Here is a 16,223-nt window from a genome sequence, read left to right as displayed (position 1 = left end):
GGTTCACGCGCGCGTCCACGCGACGCACGCCGCGTAGCCGGGCGCCGCGTCGAGCCACGCCGCGTCGAACGCCGCGACGCCGGCGGCGGGAGCGGCCGGCTCGACGATCGTCGTCGCGGGGCTCGTCGCATCGCGCGGCGGCACGACCGCGAACGCGCGCAGCCCGCCGACGATGCCGGTGCCGAGCGCCTTGAGCAGCGCCTCTTTCGCGGACCAGACTCGCATGAATTCGCCGGCGCGCGCGGCAAGCGGCAGGCCGTCGAGATACGCGGCTTCGGCGGGCGCGCAGACTTCGCTCGTCAGCGCACGCCAGTCGGCGGTGCGGTTGCAGGATTCGATGTCGACCCCGACGCGGCCCGCGGGCGCCCACGCGAGCAGCGCATGATCGCCCGCGTGCGATACGTTGAAGTCGAGCGCCGTGCCATGCGCACGATCCAGAGATGGCCGCCCCGATTCGTCCACGACGATCGCGACCGCGTGCGGCGCGACACCGAGGGCCGCGCCGAGCACGTCGCGCAGCGCGGCGCGCGTCGCGGCGCTGCGCACCGCATCCTCGTGACGCATGAAGCGTGCGGCGCGTGCACGCTCGTCATCGCTGAGCGCCGCATACGCGGGCGACGCCAGCGGCACGCGCCAGTCGAAATCGACGCGCGCGATCCGCACGCGGGCGCGGGACGCGGCGGCCGGCACGTCGAGCGCTTGCACGCGCCACGCGCGCGGTGTTTCGACAGGGAAAGCGGAATCGGACGGCATGGACATCGGCACGCGGCAGCCTGTTCTGTGGAATGAAACGTCCGATCTTAATCGATCGCGCAGGTGCACGAACCGGCGTGAGCGCGGATTGCCGCGCCCGCATCGAACGACGGATGCTTCACGAACGACATTCGAAAGCTGCGCACGGCAACGTGCCGCGCATGCGCCGCATTGCGCGACCGCGCCGCTTCATCCGTTCGCGGCAACGCCCGGCACGCCGCTACCCGCCATCCGAGCGCGCGACGCCGAATGCAGCGCGTGCACGTTGCCCGGCGCATCGGCCGGCAGCACGCCGTGTTTCAGCCAGTACAGCGCGACGGGCCACAGCGTGTCGGTGAAGCGGCTGTGGAAAAACGCGAAATGGCCGATCGCGTCGACGCCGATGTCGGCCGGCGCGATCCGCAGGTGCGTGACGTCGCTGCCCGTGTAGTAGCCGACCAGCCGCTCGATCGCGTCGACCGTGCCGAACGCGTCGTCGTCGGTGCCGATCGCGAGCATCGGCGCCGACAGCCCCGCGAAGCGCGCGGGCAGCGCCGCACGGCTCACGGCACCTTCGTCGAGCAGGCCGCCGACGTAGCCGTCCTCGAAACGCGGCCGCGAGCGCGCCCACGACAGCGCGATGCCGCGCGGCGTGTCCTCCATCCAGCCGAGCCGCTTCGCGGGCACGTAGCCGAACACGGCCGCGAGCGCCGGCATCGCGACATGCCACTTCCACCACATGCGGCGACGCTCGGCCGGCAGGTAATCTCGCCAGTACGCATACTGCGCACCGACGGTCACCGCGTGCCGCACATGCACGTTCGATGCGGCCAGCCCGAGCAGGCAACCGCCGATGCTGTGCGCGACGACGTCGATCGGCTGGCCCGGAAATGCGTCGCGCGCGTATTGCAGCGCGGCTTCGCAATCGAGCTGGCCCCAGTCGAGCCAGTTCGCGCGCAGCTTCGCGAGCCGTGCCGGGCGCGAGCCGCCGATGCCGCGATAGTCGTAGACGAGCACGTCGCGCCCCTGCGCGAACAGCCAGGCCGCGAAACGGAAGTAATAGTCGCAGCGCACCGACGTCGCGCAATTGACGACCGTCACGGGCCGCATCGCGCCGCCGCCGCGATGGCGCCACACATGGCCGCGCAATGCATAACCGTCGGCCGCGCGCAGCGTCACGGGCTCGGGCGGCAACGCGCCTGCCGCGCAACTACCCAGTGCCGCGCCGTCCCCTTCGTTCGAAATCGTCATCCTGTCTCCTGTCGATCGCAGTTAGCGCTTTAGCGCTCTTACTGCGATCCCATGCTTCGCGGTCGGCCGGAGTTTGCGCTTTAGCGCCTGCTCTGGTCCCATGCTTCGCGGTCGGTCAGAGTCAGCGTTTTAGCGCCTCCTCTAGCCCCATGTTTCGCGGGCCGGGCCCGCGCGAACCACTACTCGCACCCATCGGCCAGCCTCCATTGAACTTGACGCATGCTGCGTTCTCAACCAATCTTGCTGCTCCGTTCGCATGAGTCACGCGCATGTCAACGCCTCTCGTCCGTCTCCCGTCGCTCGACCTGGTCCGCGGTTTCGTCGCCGTCGGCCGCCGCATGAGTATCACGCTCGCCGCTCAGGACCTGTGCGTCACGCAGTCGGCGGTCAGCCGCCAGATGCATGCGCTCGAAGCGCACCTCGGCGTCGCGTTGCTGCAGCGCGGCTACCGGAAGATCGCGTTCACGCCGGAAGGCGAGCGGCTGTTCCGCGTCGCGGATGCGGCGCTGCACAGCCTGCAGGACACCGTCGCGTCGCTCGCCGCCGCGCGCGAACGCCAGCCCGTCACGATCACCGCGAGCATCGGCGTCACCGCGCTGTGGCTGCTGCCGCGGCTCGGGCGGCTGCAGGCGCGCCTGCCGGAGATCGACCTGCGCGTCGCCGCGAACGACAAGGTACTCGATTTGCGCACCGAAGGCATCGACCTCGGCATCCGCTATTGCCCGCGCGATCGCGCGCCGGCCGGCGCGCTGCGTCTGTTCGACGAGATCGTCGTGCCGGTCGCGCATCCCGCGCTCGCCGCGCGGCCGGTCACGAGCGCGGCCGCGATCGCCGACCATGTGCTGCTCGAGTTCGACGGGCCGCCGCAACCGCAATTGCAGTGGCGCACGCACCTGCATGCGGCCGGGCTCGGCGATGCGCGCCCGAAAGGCGTGCTGCGCTTCAACCAGTACGACCAGGTGATCCAGGCCGCGATCGCGGGCCAGGGCGTCGCGCTCGGCCGGCTCGCGCTGGTCTCGCCGATGCTCGCGGACGGGCGGCTCGCGGTGCTCGGGCCGCACACGCAGGCACTGTCGGATGCGTACGGGTACTGGCTGTTCCAGCACGATCCGGCACCGCGCCGCGAAGTCGCCGACGTGCGCGACTGGATGCTCGCCGAAGCGGCCGAATGCGATACCGCGATGCGCGCGCACGACATGGCGTCGACGTAAGCCGGCCCCGGCTTTTCGGATACCCCTGACCACGCACGGCCGGCCGCTGCCGACCCGACCGCCCCGTCACATTCCCCGCACGCATGCCAACCTGACCGAATGATCGCTTGAGCGACGCCGGGCCCGATCGTCTAATCGGATCGAGCGCAGCCGTTCGCCGCGCGCCTACATCCGGAGACACGCATGACCCCGATCGAGCAGGAAGTCCGACGCCGCTGGCTGCCCGTGCTGGCCGGCGGCCTGATCATGGGCGCCGCGCTCGGCATCCGCCACGTGCAGGGCCTGTTCCTCGCGCCCGTTTCGCTCGACCACGGCTGGTCGCGCGAAGCGTTCGGGCTTGCACTGGCGCTGCAGAACCTGATCTGGGGTGTCGCGCAGCCGTTGACGGGGATGATCGCCGACCGCTTCGGCTCGGTGCGCGTGATCGTCGCCGGGATGCTGCTGTATGCGGCCGGGCTCGTCACGATGGCGCATGCGGCGTCGACCGGCATGTTCACGGTCGGTGCCGGGCTCGTGATCGGCATCGCGCTGTCGGGCTCGGCGTTCGCGTCGATCTACGGCGCGCTGAGCCGCCTGTTTCCGCCCGACCGGCGCGGCTGGGCGCTCGGCGTCGCCGGTGCGATCGGCGGGCTCGGCCAGTTCTGCATGGTGCCCGTCGCGCAGGAACTGATCGGCGGTATCGGCTGGCGGCACGCGTTCGTCGCGCTGGCGCTCGTCGCGGCGCTGCTCGCGCCGCTCGCCGTGCTGCTGCGCGACCGGCCCGCGCAGGCGTCCGGCACCGCCGCCGGCCCCGACCAGTCGATCGGCGAAGCGGTGCGCGAGGCGTTCGCGCATCGCGGTTTCTGGCTGCTCAACGCGGGCTTCTTCGCGTGCGGCTTCCAGCTCGCGTTCATCGCGACGCATCTGCCCGCGTACCTGCTCGACCACGGGCTGCCGGCGCGCCACGCGAGCGTCGCGCTCGCGCTGATCGCGCTGACCAACGTGGCCGGCACCTATGCGTGCGGGCATCTCGGCGGGCTGCTGCGGCGCAAGTACGTACTGTCGGCGCTGTACCTCGTCCGCGCGCTCGCAATGGCCGCATTCGTCGCCGTGCCGCTGTCGCCCGCGAGCGTCTATGTGTTCGCGGCCGTGATGGGGTTCACGTGGCTCGGCACGGTGCCGCTGACGAACGGCGTGATCTCGCAGGTGTTCGGTGTGCGCTACATCGCGACACTGTTCGGTTTCGTGTTCTTCGGGCACCAGCTCGGCAGCTTCTTCGGCGTCTGGCTCGGCGCGCTCGTGTACGACGCGACGCATTCGTACCTGCCGCTGTGGATCGGCTCGATCGTGCTCGGCGTGCTCGCGGCGCTCCTGCACCTGCCGATCGACGACGCGCGTGTCGCGCGCCCGGCATCGCGCAACGCGGCATGGGCATGATCCGCGCGGCGCTGGCGGCCGGCATGCTCGCGTTCGTCGCGTGGTGCGGCGCGGCCTACTTCGATTCGGGTATCGCGTACGCGCTGCTCGAACACGTCGCGTTCTGCAACTGACGCGGCAAACCGTGCCGCGCAGGCAGACGGTCAGCGACGTTTCGGCAATGCGGCCAGCGCATCGAGCGCGCGAGCGCGCGCGGCGGCATGATCGACGAGCGGTGCAGGATAGTCGACGCCGAGCCGCACACCGGCCGCGTCGAGTTGCAGCGGCGACGCTTCCCATGGCGTGTGGATCGACGCGTTGTCGAGGCCCGCGAGTTCGGGCACCCAGCGCCGCACGTACGCGCCGTCCGGGTCGAACTTCTCGCCCTGCGCGACCGGATTGAAGATGCGGAAATACGGCGCGGCGTCGGCGCCGCAGCCCGCCACCCACTGCCAGCTCGCCGCGTTGTTCGCGGGATCGGCGTCGACCAGCGTGTCCCAGAACCACGCTTCGCCCGCGCGCCAGTCGATCAGCAGGTGCTTGACGAGGAACGACGCGACGACCATCCGCACACGGTTGTGCATCCAGCCGGTCGTCCACAGCTCTCGGAGGCCCGCATCGACGAGCGGATAGCCGGTCCGGCCGCGCTGCCATGCGCGCAGCGCCGCGGAATCGTCGCGCCACGGCATCGCGTCGAACTGCGCGCGGAAGTTCTCGGTCGCGAGCGCCGGGAAGTGATACAGCAGCGCGTAGCTGAACTCGCGCCAGCCGAGCTCGCTCAGGAACTTGTCGGCGCCCGCAACGTACGCCGCGCCGCCTGCATTCGCGGCGCCCTGCACCGCGTGCCACACCTGTCGCGGCGATACGTTGCCAAAGCGCAGGAACGGCGACAGCCGGCTCGTCGCGGGCCGGTCGGGACGATCGCGCGCGTCCGCGTAGCCGGCGAGCGCCGCCGTCAGGAACGCGTCGAGCCGTTCATGCGCACCGGCCTCGTCGGGCACGGGCCATGCGTCGCGCAAGCCGCCGGCCCAATCCGGCACGGGCGAGCGCAACGCGAGCGTGTCGAGCGCCAGCGCACGGCCACGCACGGTTTCCGGCCATGGTTGAAACACGATCCGTTCCGGCTCCGGCAACGGCGCGGCGACCGTGCGGTCGCGGCGCACCGCGCGCCAGTACGCGGTGAACACCTGGTATGGCGCACCGCTGCCCGTCAGCACCTCCCATGGCTCGTTCAGCAGGCTGCCGTTGCTGCTCTCGACCTTGACGCCGCGTGCCTTGAGCGACGCCTTCAGCGCCGCGTCGGCGTCGCGCTGCGGCTGCGCGTAGCGGCGGTTCCAGTACACGGCGGCCGCGCCCGTGTCGTGTACGACGCGCTCGATCTCGCGCTGCGCGTCGCCGCGCAACAACAGCAGGCGCCCGCCGTGACGCGCGAGCGCGGCGTCGAGCCCGGCCAGCGCCCCGTGCAGCCACCAGCGCGCTGCGCCGCCCAGCGGGCGCCCCGAACCGGCGCCCGTATCGTCGACGAACACGCACACGAGCGGCCGGCCTGACTCGACCGCGCGCGTCAGCGCGGGCTGGTCGGTCACGCGCAGATCATCGCGAAACCAGACGATCGCGGGAGCAACGGACGACTTGGCGGGCACGGGCACCTCGATGCGGAACGCGGAACAGGATGCGTATTGTCGCGGCTGCACCGCGCGGTGTCGACGTTCGACGTTCGACGTTCAGCGTGCCGATGACGGCCACGGCCATCGCACCGCGTCGCGCGTCCGGTAAAACGCCTTGGTCCATTCCGACGATTCTTCGCCGCGTCCGCCGGCCTACGCTCGATGTCGGGTGCACGTGCACCGCGATGCGCGGCACGTGCCGGCCGTGCTCGCGGGTGCGACCGGCTGATTCGGCTGATCTGGCCACGACGCGCGCCGCGCAACGGCTGCACGGCGCGCGTCGCCGATCGCTTCGTCAATCGAGCCGGAACGCCGCCTCGAAACGCGCGGCGAATGCGTCGAACTCGGTTTCCGGCAGATGGTTGATGCCGCCCGCGCGCTTGCGCCCGCCGCCGGTCGCAAAGCCGCGGCAGAACTCGTCGGCGCCGAGCGGCCGGCCGTCGGGCACGCGCACGCTGACGACGAGCCCGCCATCGGCGCGCGGCGACAGCACCGCGAGCGCCGCATGCGGCGCGTTGCGCATCCGTTCGTTCGCGAGCATCCCGGTCGCGCGCCGCGCCCACGGTTGATCAGGCATCCGTACCAGCGTCGCGCCCGGCACCTCGCGCAGCGGCGCGAGCGCGCATGCGCGCGCCATGTCGTCGCGGTAGCCGTCGTGCAGTGCGGCGAACACGGCGGTCTCGCGCACGAAATCGAGCGGGTCGACGCACGGCAGCATCGCGTCGGCGAGCGCCGCCGGATCGAAGTGCAGATCGCCGACGCAATCGCCGTATGCGTTGTAGTTCAGGTAGAGCCCCAGTTCCGCAAGCATGCCGCGTTCCGCGTCGCCGATGGCGTGCTCGCGCGCGAGCGCGTCGCCGAGCGCCGGCAGTTCGTCGCCGTACGCCGCGACGATCGCCCAGCGCACGTACCGACCGCCGAGATGGCGGTTCACGAGCGCGCTCGTGCAGACATCAGCCGCCGTGTCGATATGCGCGTGGAAGCCCGGATCGTCGGGCAGCTCGCCCGCGAAGTGATGATCGAAATAGCGGACTGTCGCGCCGTCGCGCAGCAGCCGCGCACAGGCGTCGCGGTTCTGGTCGTGCGACACGTCGAGCACGGTGACGATGTCGCCCGCGCGTGCATCGATCCGCTCGAGCAGCTTGATGTCGCGCTTCACGCCGGTCACGAGCGTGCCGCGCACGCCTTCCGCGAGCCGCAGTTGCTGAAGCGCGCACAGGCCGTCCGCATCGCCGTTGAACGCGAAGAAGTGACGTCCGTGGTGGTTGTCCTGCATGTTCCGTCGCTCCGTCTTCAGCATGAAATTGCCGCCGTTCGCGCACATGCGATGCACACCGAGCGCGCGAGCCCGGTATTTTGCCGCAACCGCGCGCGCTCTCGATACAGCGTAGCCGGATTCACCTGCAAATGGCTTGCAGCGCACATGCCCACGATAGTCATACGTCATCAGACATTATCGAAGATCCAACCGATCTCATGGCATTCACCAATATCTGGGAAATTTCCGGGTAAACCCGTGACGCCTCCATCAGAGCTCAGGCGTACCATGTCGTACGACGACATACTACATAAGCCATCACCCAGACGCCGACGCGGGCTGCCGCCCCGTCCGCCGCCCGACCGGAGACACCCTTGAACCCGCCCTCGCCCGCGCTGCCCGACCGCGACCCGCTCGCGTCCGCCGTCTCGAAAGTGAAGTGGCACGTGCTGCCGCTCGTGCTGATCATGTTCATCGCGAACTACATCGACCGCGTGAACGTCGGTTTCGTCGATCGCCACCTCGAAGCGTCGATCGGCATCGGCGCGGCCGCGTACGGGCTCGGCGCAGGGTTGTTCTTCGTCGGCTATGCGCTGTTCGAAGTGCCGTCGAACCTGCTGATGCAGCGCTACGGCGCACGCGTGTGGCTCGCGCGGATCATGGCGACGTGGGGCATCGTCGCGGCCGCGATGGCATTCGTGTGGAACGACACGTCGTTCTACGTGCTGCGCTTCCTGCTAGGCGCGGCCGAGGCCGGCTTCTTCCCCGGCGTCGTGCTGTACCTGTCGCAATGGCTGCCGCCGCAGGAGCGCGGCAAGGCGATGGCGATCTTCCTCGGCGGCTCCGCGTTCGCGTCGGTGCTGTCCGGGCCCGTCACCGGCGCGCTGCTGTCGATCCGCGGCTTCGGCCTCGAAGGCTGGCAATGGATGTTCCTGATCGAAGGGCTGTTCTCGGTCGCGCTGTGCGGCGCGAGCTGGCTGCTGCTGAAATCACACATCCGCGACGCGACGTGGCTCACGACCGACGAACGCGCGGCGCTCGAAAACGCGCTCGACGCGGAGCGCGCGACGCGCGACGTACGCTCGAACGTGCCCGTGCGCGCCACCGCGCTGCTGCGCGATCCGCAGATCATGCTGTTCTGCTTCCTGTACTTCTCGATCCAGCTGACGATCTACGCGGCCACGTTCTGGCTGCCGACGATCATCCGCAAGATGGGCGGCCTCACCGATTTCCAGGTCGGCCTGTACAACACGATTCCGTGGATGATCGCGATCGGCGCGATGTACGGCTTCGCGGTGCTGTCGTCGAAGTGGAAACATCCGCAGCGCTGGCTCGCGTTCGCGCTCGTGCTCGCCGCATGCGGGCTGTTCGCGTCGACGTCGCACGATCCCGTGTGGTCGTTCGCGTCGATCTGCTTCGCCGCGCTCGGCTTCAAGGCCGCGGCGTCGCTGTTCTGGCCGATCCCGCAGGGTTACCTCGACACGCGCGTGGCCGCGGCCGTGATCGCGCTGATCAACTCGGTCGGCAACCTCGGCGGCTTCGTCGCGCCGACGGCATTCGGCTATCTCAAGCAACATACGGGTTCGATCACGGGCGGGCTGTATGCGCTCGCGATCGCGTCCCTCGTCGCCGCGGTCGCCGCGCTGTTCGCGCGCACGCACCGGCGCAGCGATCCGCCGCGCGGCCTGCCGGCCGACGCATCCTTCACGAACGCCACGATGCTCCGCCATGCCGAACACTGACCGCCTGACCGTTGTCGTCTCGAATGCCGCCGACGGTGACCTCGCCACGTTCTCCCTCGCGAGCGACGGCACGCTCGCGCCGCTCGCCCGCTACCCGGCCGCCGACATCGCGATGCCGATCGCCGTGCAGGCCGACCGCGCGCGGCTCTACGTCGCGACGCGCGGCGAGCAGCCGACGATCGTCGCGTTCCGCATCGCCCCGGCTACGGGCACGCTTGCACGCATCGGCGCGACCGCGATCGACGCGAGCCATGCGTACCTGTCGCTCGACCGCAGCGGCCGCTGGCTGCTCGGCGCGTCGTACGGCGGGCATTCGCTGAGCCTCTACGACGCCGCACGCGTGCGCGACGGCGACGGCGCGCCGCTGCAGGTAGCCGGCGGCATCGCGAACGCACACGCGGTGATCGTGTCGCCGGACAATCGTTTCGCGTACGTCAGTTCGCTCGGCTCGGATCGCGTGTTCAGCTTCGCGCTCGTCGAGGACGCAGCCGGCCTGCGTTTGGCCGAACACGGCGAAACGCGCGTGCCGGCCGGCTTCGGCCCGCGTCACCTGCGATTCGCGCGCGACGGCCGCGCGCTCGTCGTCGTCAGCGAATTCCAGGGCACGCTCGCGACGTTCGCGCGCGATCCCGACAGCGGCCGGCTCGGCGACGCGCATGTGAGCGCGCGCCACCCGGCCGTCGCCGGGCTTGCGCAAGGCCATGCACGGCCGCCCGCGCCTGCCGAACCTTCGGTGTGGGCCGCCGATCTGCACCTGACGCCCGACGAGCGGTTCGCTTATGTCAGCGAACGCACGTCGAGCCAACTGCTCTGCTATCGCCGCACCGCCGACGGTACGTTCGAGCCCGCGCACGCGACAACCACCGAAACGCAGCCGCGCGGCTTCGCGATCGATCCGTCGGGGCGCTGGCTCGTCGCGTGCGGCGAGCAGTCGGAATACGTGTCGGTGTATGCGATCGCGCCGGACGATGGCGCGCTGTCGCTGCACACGTGGGCAGCGAGCGGGCGCGGCGCGAACTGGGTCGAGATCGTCTGACGAAACAGCGCCGGGCGCAGGATCGAGGAGGCCGCAGCAACGATCCGTTCGACCCCGCGCTCAGCGCCGCTCGCTCGGCGCAACACCCGTCCAGCGCTTGAACGCGCGCGTGAAATTGGCGCGGTCCGTATAACCGACCCGCGCCGCGATCTCGTCGACCGGCAGGCGCGTGCCCTCCAGCAACCGCAGTGCATCGCGCAGCCGGATCTCGTCGAGCAGCGCCGAATAGGTCGCGCCGTACTCGGCGAGCTTGCGCTTGAGCGTGCGCGCCGATACATGCAGCTCGCGCGCGACGTCGTCGACCGACGGATAACCGCCGTCGCCGCAGATCAGCAGGTTGCGCACGCGCTCGACGATGCTCTCCGCATAACCGAGCCGAGCGAGTTCGGCCTCGCATTGCTGGACGATCATCTGCGCGGTCTGCGCGTTCGCGGTGCCGATCGGCTCGTCGAGCAGCGCGGCGTCGCAGCGGATGCGGTTCGCTCTCGCGTCGAAATGGCAGCGCGGCAGCCGCGCGCGATAACGCTCGAACCACGACGGCTCGGGCCATTCGAAATGCAGTTCGGCGCGCGACTGCAGCGTGCGCCCCGGCGCCGGATACAGCAGCGAATTGAACAGGATCGCGGTCTCGACCAGGAAGTTTTCCACTGCAAACTGGCGTAGCCGGCCGAGCGGAAACGCTTCGAGCACGTCGATGTCGACGATCCCGTCGAGCTGCGCGAGCCGCACCGAGAAGAACGGCACGCGCGTCGGCAGATAGCGGATGCCGAGCGCGATCGCCTCGCCGAGCGTCGCGCAGCTCATCAACCCGAAGCCGATCAGCCCCGCTTTCGTCAGGCTGCTGCGCAGGCCGATCTCGATCGCGATCGACGGGTCGTCGGTCGCGTCGAGCAGGTTGAACACGATCGCCGCCTGCTGCAACGGCGTGATGCGCGCATCGGGCTGCGCGAGCCGCTCGCGCTCGACGCCCGAGCCGGCGAGAATGCGGCCGCCATCGATGCCGCGCTCCTCGGCCAGCATCAGCATGAACAGCGCATACGCGGACGACACCGTCGCCTTGTTCAACTGGCGCGCGGCATCCGGGACGGACAGGGCCATGCACAGGACTCCGGAGCGGCTTCGGCGGATTGTAGCGTCGCTGGCCCCCAATGACACCGCGGCGGCACTCTAGCCGCGCGGCGCACCGTCGAGCGCCCGCTCGCCGGCCGTCGTGGCCCGAAATGACACCATCATTGGCACCGGCGGCCCTCGCGTGCGGTGCGGCGCGCGCCTATGCTTGTCACATCGGCATAACGCCCCACTCTTTCCGCACGGATTCCGGTCGATGAGCCAACCCGCACGAATCGTCTTTCGCAACGACGCGGACAAGGTCGCGTACGTCCGCCGCGAGGTCAACGCCGCGAGCGACGCGATCCGCGCGCGCTTTCCGCTGCTCGACAACCAGAACCTCGTCGGCGCGACCGTGATGGCCGTGTCGGTAACCGCGATGCTCGCGATCGCGTGGCTGTATGCACGCGGCACGATCGCGTGGTACGTCGCGCTGCCGCTCGCCGCATTCGTCACGTCGCTGATTCACGAACTCGAGCACGACCTGATCCACCTGATGTACTTCAAGAAGACGCCGTGGGCCTATCACCTGATGATGGCGCTGTGCTGGCTCACGCGGCCCGGCACGATCAACCCGTGGACGCGGCGGCGCATGCACCTGCATCACCACAAGGTGTCGGGCGGCGAATCGGATCTCGAGGAATTCGGCATCACCAACGGCGAGCGCTGGGGCCTGAGGCGCCTGCTGATGATCGCGGACGGGATGCTCGCCGTCGTGCTGCGGCCGGCCGCGATGCGCCGCAAGGTGAAGCAGTACGTGGCCGCGCAGCCGGTGCAGGATCGGGCCGAGCGTATGCAGTTGCGCGTCGAGCAGGTGTCGTCGTACATGCCGGTCGGTCATGTGTACTACGCGCTGTGGCATGCGTTCATCGTCTATCACGTCGGGCTGTTCGCATTGCGTGCGTTCGGCTACGCGGTGACGGTGCCGGCCCCGGTCGAGCGTGTGATGGATCTTGCCGATTTCCTGGCGGTCGTATGGCTCGGGCCGAACTTCGTGCGCAGCTTCTGCATCAACTTCGTCAGCTCGAACATGCATTACTTCGGCGACATCGATTCGCGCAACGTGATCCAGCAGACGCAAGTACTGAATCCGTGGTGGATGATGCCGTTCCAGCTGTTCTGCTTCAATTTCGGCAGCACGCACGCGATCCATCACTTCGTGGTGCGCGATCCGTTCTACATCCGGCAACTCACCGCGCGAACCGCGCATGCGGCGCTGCGCGAAGTGGGCGTGCGCTTCAACGACGTCGGCACGTTTGCGCGTGCGAATCGCTGGGGCGCTTATCGTCCTTCGCGCGGCACGCGCCACGCGCAGGCCGACGCGTAATACCTGCGCCGGCTGCGCGCCGCATCATTCGCCGATCGGCGGCATCGCCCCCTGCCCGCGGATCCACGACCAGTTCGCGAGTTCGGCCATTTCCTTGTCGCCGCGGCTGTCGCCGTACGCGAACAACCGCTTCGGCGGCCGGTTGCCCCACCACCCGCGCAGCCGCACGACCTTCTGCGGCCCCCAGCAATTCTCGCCGTCGAGCCGCCCGGCGAATGCGCCGCGCTCGAACGCAAGCCGCGTCGCGAGCACCGCGTCGAAACCGGCCGTCTTCGCCCACTTCTCCAGATACAGCGACGGCGACGCACTGACCAGCACGACTTCATGCCCGCGCGCCCGATGCTCGCGAATCCGCTCGAGCATTTCCGGACGCACGAAGCGCGGCAGGTATGTATCGACGAACGTGCGTGCCAGCGCATCGAGCGCGTCCTCGCGAACCGGCCCGAACGCGAACGACGCGAACTTCGCCTTCGCGTCGCCGCGCGACAGCAGCCCGGCCTTCATCGCGACGATCCACGGCAGTGCGCGCAGCCCTGCCCACGCGAAGCGCGGCGTGCCGACCGCGTAGCGGACGAAGTGGCGGAAGCTGTCGGTGGTCGTGATGGTGCCGTCGAAATCGAACGCGGCGACGATGCGGTCAGTCATGGAGAATCGGCGGGAAAGCGATGAGATGCCCGGGAAGATAGCAGACTCGCGGCGGCACGCGCGAATCGGTGTAACGAAGCGCGCCCCGGGGCAGCGACCACGCGCCGAAGCGCACGTGGCGATCGTGCCGTTCGCTCAGCGCTGCGGCCGCGCCGCCAGCGCCGCCGGCAGCACGACGTTCATCAGGTGGTCGGCGCGCGACAGCAGATCGGTCACGCGCTCGTCGAGCCCGCGCAGTTGCGCGGGCTGCATCCGGATCTGCTGGACGGCCTGCCCGACGATGTTGCGGCGGTCGAACAGCGTGCGCTCGACACCCGCATCGTCCGGCACGCGCACGACGTCCGCCACCGCACTCAGCGCCGCGAGTACGATCACGAGGTTTTCTTCCGCATGGCGGACCTTCGCGGCGAGCTCCTCGGTGCGGCGCGGGAAGAAGCCGAGCGATTGCTTGAGCGCGCCGAGCGCCGCGCGGTAGTCGACATGGCTCGACGCCGCGCCGAACCAGCGTTCGAACATGCCGACCTTGCGCGTCGCCTGCGCGAGCATGCCGGCCATCATGTCGGCCGCGCCGAGTTCGTTGAATTCGCGCGTCGTCGCCGCGACGGCTTCGACGAGGTTGCCCGCCGTCTCCAGCGCGCCGTCGCCGATCGTCGCAACCGTCGCGAGCTTGAGCGGCACCAGTTGCCGGATGTGCCGCTCGATGCGCGGCGCATAGTCGGGATAGAGATTCGGGAAGCTGGCCTGCGCGGCGCGGAAGCACGATTCGAGCAGCGGGTGGTTCGATTCGCCGAACAGCGCGCGTCCGACCGCATCGGCGGGCGCCGCGCGCATGGCCTTGTCGGGCGCTGGCCCGAAGTCGAGCGCCTGCGGCGCCGGCCGGTCGGGCGCACGTGCGGCCGGCGCACCGGCCGTGGGCGGCACATCGAACGCAAGACGCCCGGGCGTGCGCTCGGGCGTCGTATCGAACTCGAGCCGCTTCGGCTCGTCGGACGGATTCGTCATCGTTGCATCCTGCCCGGCGCGGCGGTTTCCCGCACGCCGGGCTGCCGCCAGTCAGACCGCGCCGCCGTACGCGCGCACGAAGTCGCCAAGGCCGCGGTTGTAACCGGCGCCGACCGCCTTGAACATGAAGTGGCCGTCGCGGCGGTAGAAGCTGCCGACCTGCACCGACGTCTCCATCGAGAAGTCCTCTTCCAGCGCATACTTCGCGATCACCGCACCCGACACCTCGTCGGCGATCTGGATGTAGCTGTTGCGAACCTGCCCGAAATTCTGGCGGCGCGCTTCGGCCTGGTCGATCGTCACGACCACCGAGATTTCCTCGACGTCGGCCGCGAGTTTCGTCACGTCGATGAAGATCACTTCGTCGTCGCCGCCGCCGCTGCCCGTGCGGTTGTCGCCGCTATGCACGACGCCCATGCACTTCGACGCCGGCATCCCGCGCTTCGGGAAATCGTCGCCCGGCTGGATGAAGGTTTCGTTGCGGTCCATCGTGCGCACTTCGCTGTTGTAGAACACGAAGTGCTGATCCGAGATCAGCTTCGGATTGGTCTGCGCATCGTACTTGCACAGGAACACCGACACGTCGAGATCGAAATCCGTGCCCGTGTCCGTCGCGTTCGCGTCCCAACCGAGACCGATGCGGAATTTCTGCGTGCCGGGCGCTTCCTTCGACAGGTTGACGCGACCGCCTTTCGACAAATTGATCATCTGAACCTCTTCTGCTGGAACCGCCGTTGCGCCGGCGGCAATGCCGGGCCGCCCTGCGCGGCCCGTCGTTGATGGTTTCCGTGCCGCGTCTATTACTTGCTCGCCACCGCGGTCCGGTCTTCCTTGCGCTGCACGACGATCGACGACCACACGGCCGCAGCGATCATCGCCGCGCCGATCAGGCCCGTGACAACCTCGGGCACCTCGAATTTCACGCCGAGGAACATGATCGTTGCGAGCGCACCGATCGCCCAGAACGCACCGTGTTCGAGAAAGCGATACTGCGCGAGCGTGCCCTTCTTCAGCAGCACGAGCGTCATCTCCCGGATGTAGGCCGCGCCGACGCCGAGGCCGAGCGCGATCAGGAAGATGTTGTTCGACAGCGCGAACGCACCGATCACGCCGTCGAAGCTGAACGACGAATCGAGCACTTCGAGATACATGAAACCCGCGACGCCTTCGCGCACCACGCGCGTGCCGGTGTCCTCGCCGCCGACCAGGTCGCCCACGCCGTGCGCGATCACGAAGCCGATCACGCCGAACGCGCCCGCGAGCAGGAAGCTCACCTGCTCGGCCGCCGGCACGTAGAACGACGCGACGATCACGATCGCGAGCGTCAACGCCACTTCCAGCGCCGTGATGCGGCCGAGATGGCGCATCGGGCCTTCGAGGAAACCGATCCAGTGCTCGTCCTTCTCCGTGTCGAGCATGAACTTGAAGAACACCATCAGCAGGAACGCGCCGCCGAACGCCGACACCTCGTGATGTGCGGACGTCAGCACCGCCGCGTACTTGTCCGGCGATTCGATCGCGAGCGTCAGCGCGTCCCACAGGCCGATGTGGCCGATCACCGCGACGATCAGCAGCGGAAACACGAGCCGCATGCCGAACACGGCAACCGGCAGGCCGAACACCATGAAGCGGTTGCGCCACTTCTCCGACCAGTTCTTGAGCACCGATGCGTTGACGACCGCGTTGTCGAGCGACAGCGAAATTTCGAGCACACACAGGACCGCGACGATCAGCATGTCCTTCACGCCGCCGAGGAGATAGGCCGCGATCAGCGCGAGCACCGTGAGCGACAGCGGGATCTTGAAGTCTTTCAACATGATGGGGGGGGTAGGCGAGTTTTGAAAAAGGGG

15 protein-coding genes are annotated in these 16,223 nt (G+C 69.1%); 6 read left to right on the top strand and 9 right to left on the bottom strand.

The window, feature by feature from the left end:
* Nucleotides 1-3: 3 nt before the first annotated feature.
* Nucleotides 4-759, bottom strand: a complete 756-nt coding sequence (locus tag OEJ37_RS18915) for a 4'-phosphopantetheinyl transferase family protein (RefSeq protein ID WP_174422243.1) — start codon at nt 757-759, stop codon at nt 4-6.
* A 183-nt stretch (nt 760-942) separates the two neighbouring features.
* Complete coding sequence (locus OEJ37_RS18910; RefSeq protein WP_174422242.1) at nt 943-1,983, bottom strand: alpha/beta fold hydrolase; 1,041 nt, start codon at nt 1,981-1,983, stop codon at nt 943-945.
* A 269-nt stretch (nt 1,984-2,252) separates the two neighbouring features.
* Here OEJ37_RS18910 and OEJ37_RS18905 point away from each other — a divergent pair, with 269 nt between their 5' ends.
* From OEJ37_RS18905 to OEJ37_RS18895, 3 genes are all read left to right on the top strand, one after another.
* Nucleotides 2,253-3,194, top strand: coding sequence for a LysR substrate-binding domain-containing protein (locus tag OEJ37_RS18905; protein WP_263345095.1), 942 nt, complete (start codon nt 2,253-2,255; stop codon nt 3,192-3,194).
* Between the two features lie 183 nt (nt 3,195-3,377).
* Entirely contained in the window at nt 3,378-4,610 is a 1,233-nt protein-coding gene (locus tag OEJ37_RS18900; protein WP_263345094.1) for an MFS transporter, read from the top strand.
* Nucleotides 4,601-4,723, top strand: coding sequence for a hypothetical protein (locus OEJ37_RS18895; protein WP_258281448.1), 123 nt, complete (start codon nt 4,601-4,603; stop codon nt 4,721-4,723). Before OEJ37_RS18900 ends, OEJ37_RS18895 begins: the two co-directional genes overlap by 10 nt.
* Before the next feature lie 30 nt (nt 4,724-4,753).
* On the opposite strand, the gene OEJ37_RS18890 is transcribed toward OEJ37_RS18895, so the two are convergent.
* The gene (locus OEJ37_RS18890) at nt 4,754-6,232 is read right to left on the bottom strand and encodes a cryptochrome/photolyase family protein (RefSeq protein WP_263345144.1); all 1,479 of its coding nucleotides are present in this window, start codon (nt 6,230-6,232) and stop codon (nt 4,754-4,756) included.
* A 319-nt stretch (nt 6,233-6,551) separates the two neighbouring features.
* Complete coding sequence (locus OEJ37_RS18885; protein ID WP_263345093.1) at nt 6,552-7,532, bottom strand: acetyltransferase; 981 nt, start codon at nt 7,530-7,532, stop codon at nt 6,552-6,554.
* Between the two features lie 356 nt (nt 7,533-7,888).
* On the opposite strand from OEJ37_RS18885, the gene OEJ37_RS18880 reads away from it, so the two are divergent.
* Both OEJ37_RS18880 and OEJ37_RS18875 read left to right on the top strand, forming a co-directional pair.
* Nucleotides 7,889-9,256 carry an MFS transporter gene (locus OEJ37_RS18880; RefSeq protein WP_263345092.1) on the top strand — a complete coding sequence of 456 codons (1,368 nt, stop codon included), beginning with the start codon at nt 7,889-7,891 and terminating at the stop codon, nt 9,254-9,256.
* Entirely contained in the window at nt 9,243-10,292 is a 1,050-nt protein-coding gene (locus OEJ37_RS18875) for a lactonase family protein (protein WP_263345091.1), read from the top strand. The genes OEJ37_RS18880 and OEJ37_RS18875 overlap by 14 nt, the downstream gene beginning before the upstream one ends.
* Nucleotides 10,293-10,352: 60 nt before the next feature.
* On the opposite strand, the gene OEJ37_RS18870 is transcribed toward OEJ37_RS18875, so the two are convergent.
* Nucleotides 10,353-11,390 carry an AraC family transcriptional regulator gene (locus OEJ37_RS18870; protein ID WP_263345090.1) on the bottom strand — a complete coding sequence of 346 codons (1,038 nt, stop codon included), beginning with the start codon at nt 11,388-11,390 and terminating at the stop codon, nt 10,353-10,355.
* A 226-nt stretch (nt 11,391-11,616) separates the two neighbouring features.
* Between OEJ37_RS18870 and OEJ37_RS18865 the strand changes: the two genes are divergently transcribed.
* A complete protein-coding gene (locus tag OEJ37_RS18865; RefSeq protein WP_263345089.1) occupies nt 11,617-12,726 on the top strand; it encodes a fatty acid desaturase in 1,110 nt (369 codons plus the stop codon).
* 24 nt (nt 12,727-12,750) lie between these two features.
* Here the strand turns inward: OEJ37_RS18865 and OEJ37_RS18860 are convergent, their stop codons facing one another.
* The 4 genes from OEJ37_RS18860 to OEJ37_RS18845 form a co-directional block, all read right to left on the bottom strand.
* Nucleotides 12,751-13,371, bottom strand: coding sequence for an HAD family hydrolase (locus OEJ37_RS18860; RefSeq protein ID WP_263345088.1), 621 nt, complete (start codon nt 13,369-13,371; stop codon nt 12,751-12,753).
* Nucleotides 13,372-13,506: 135 nt separating this feature from the next.
* Entirely contained in the window at nt 13,507-14,373 is an 867-nt protein-coding gene (locus tag OEJ37_RS18855; RefSeq protein WP_263345087.1) for a hypothetical protein, read from the bottom strand.
* A 51-nt stretch (nt 14,374-14,424) separates the two neighbouring features.
* Nucleotides 14,425-15,081: a TerD family protein gene (locus tag OEJ37_RS18850; RefSeq protein WP_174421988.1), complete on the bottom strand. Its 657-nt coding sequence runs from the start codon at nt 15,079-15,081 to the stop codon at nt 14,425-14,427.
* A gap of 92 nt (nt 15,082-15,173) precedes the next feature.
* Complete coding sequence (locus OEJ37_RS18845) at nt 15,174-16,190, bottom strand: DUF475 domain-containing protein (protein WP_152856933.1); 1,017 nt, start codon at nt 16,188-16,190, stop codon at nt 15,174-15,176.
* Nucleotides 16,191-16,223 lie beyond the last annotated feature (33 nt).

The organism is Burkholderia sp. BKH01 (assembly GCF_025685725.1).
Taxonomy (GTDB): domain Bacteria; phylum Pseudomonadota; class Gammaproteobacteria; order Burkholderiales; family Burkholderiaceae; genus Burkholderia; species Burkholderia pyrrocinia_C.
This window is presented reverse-complemented; position numbering and strand designations above follow the sequence as displayed.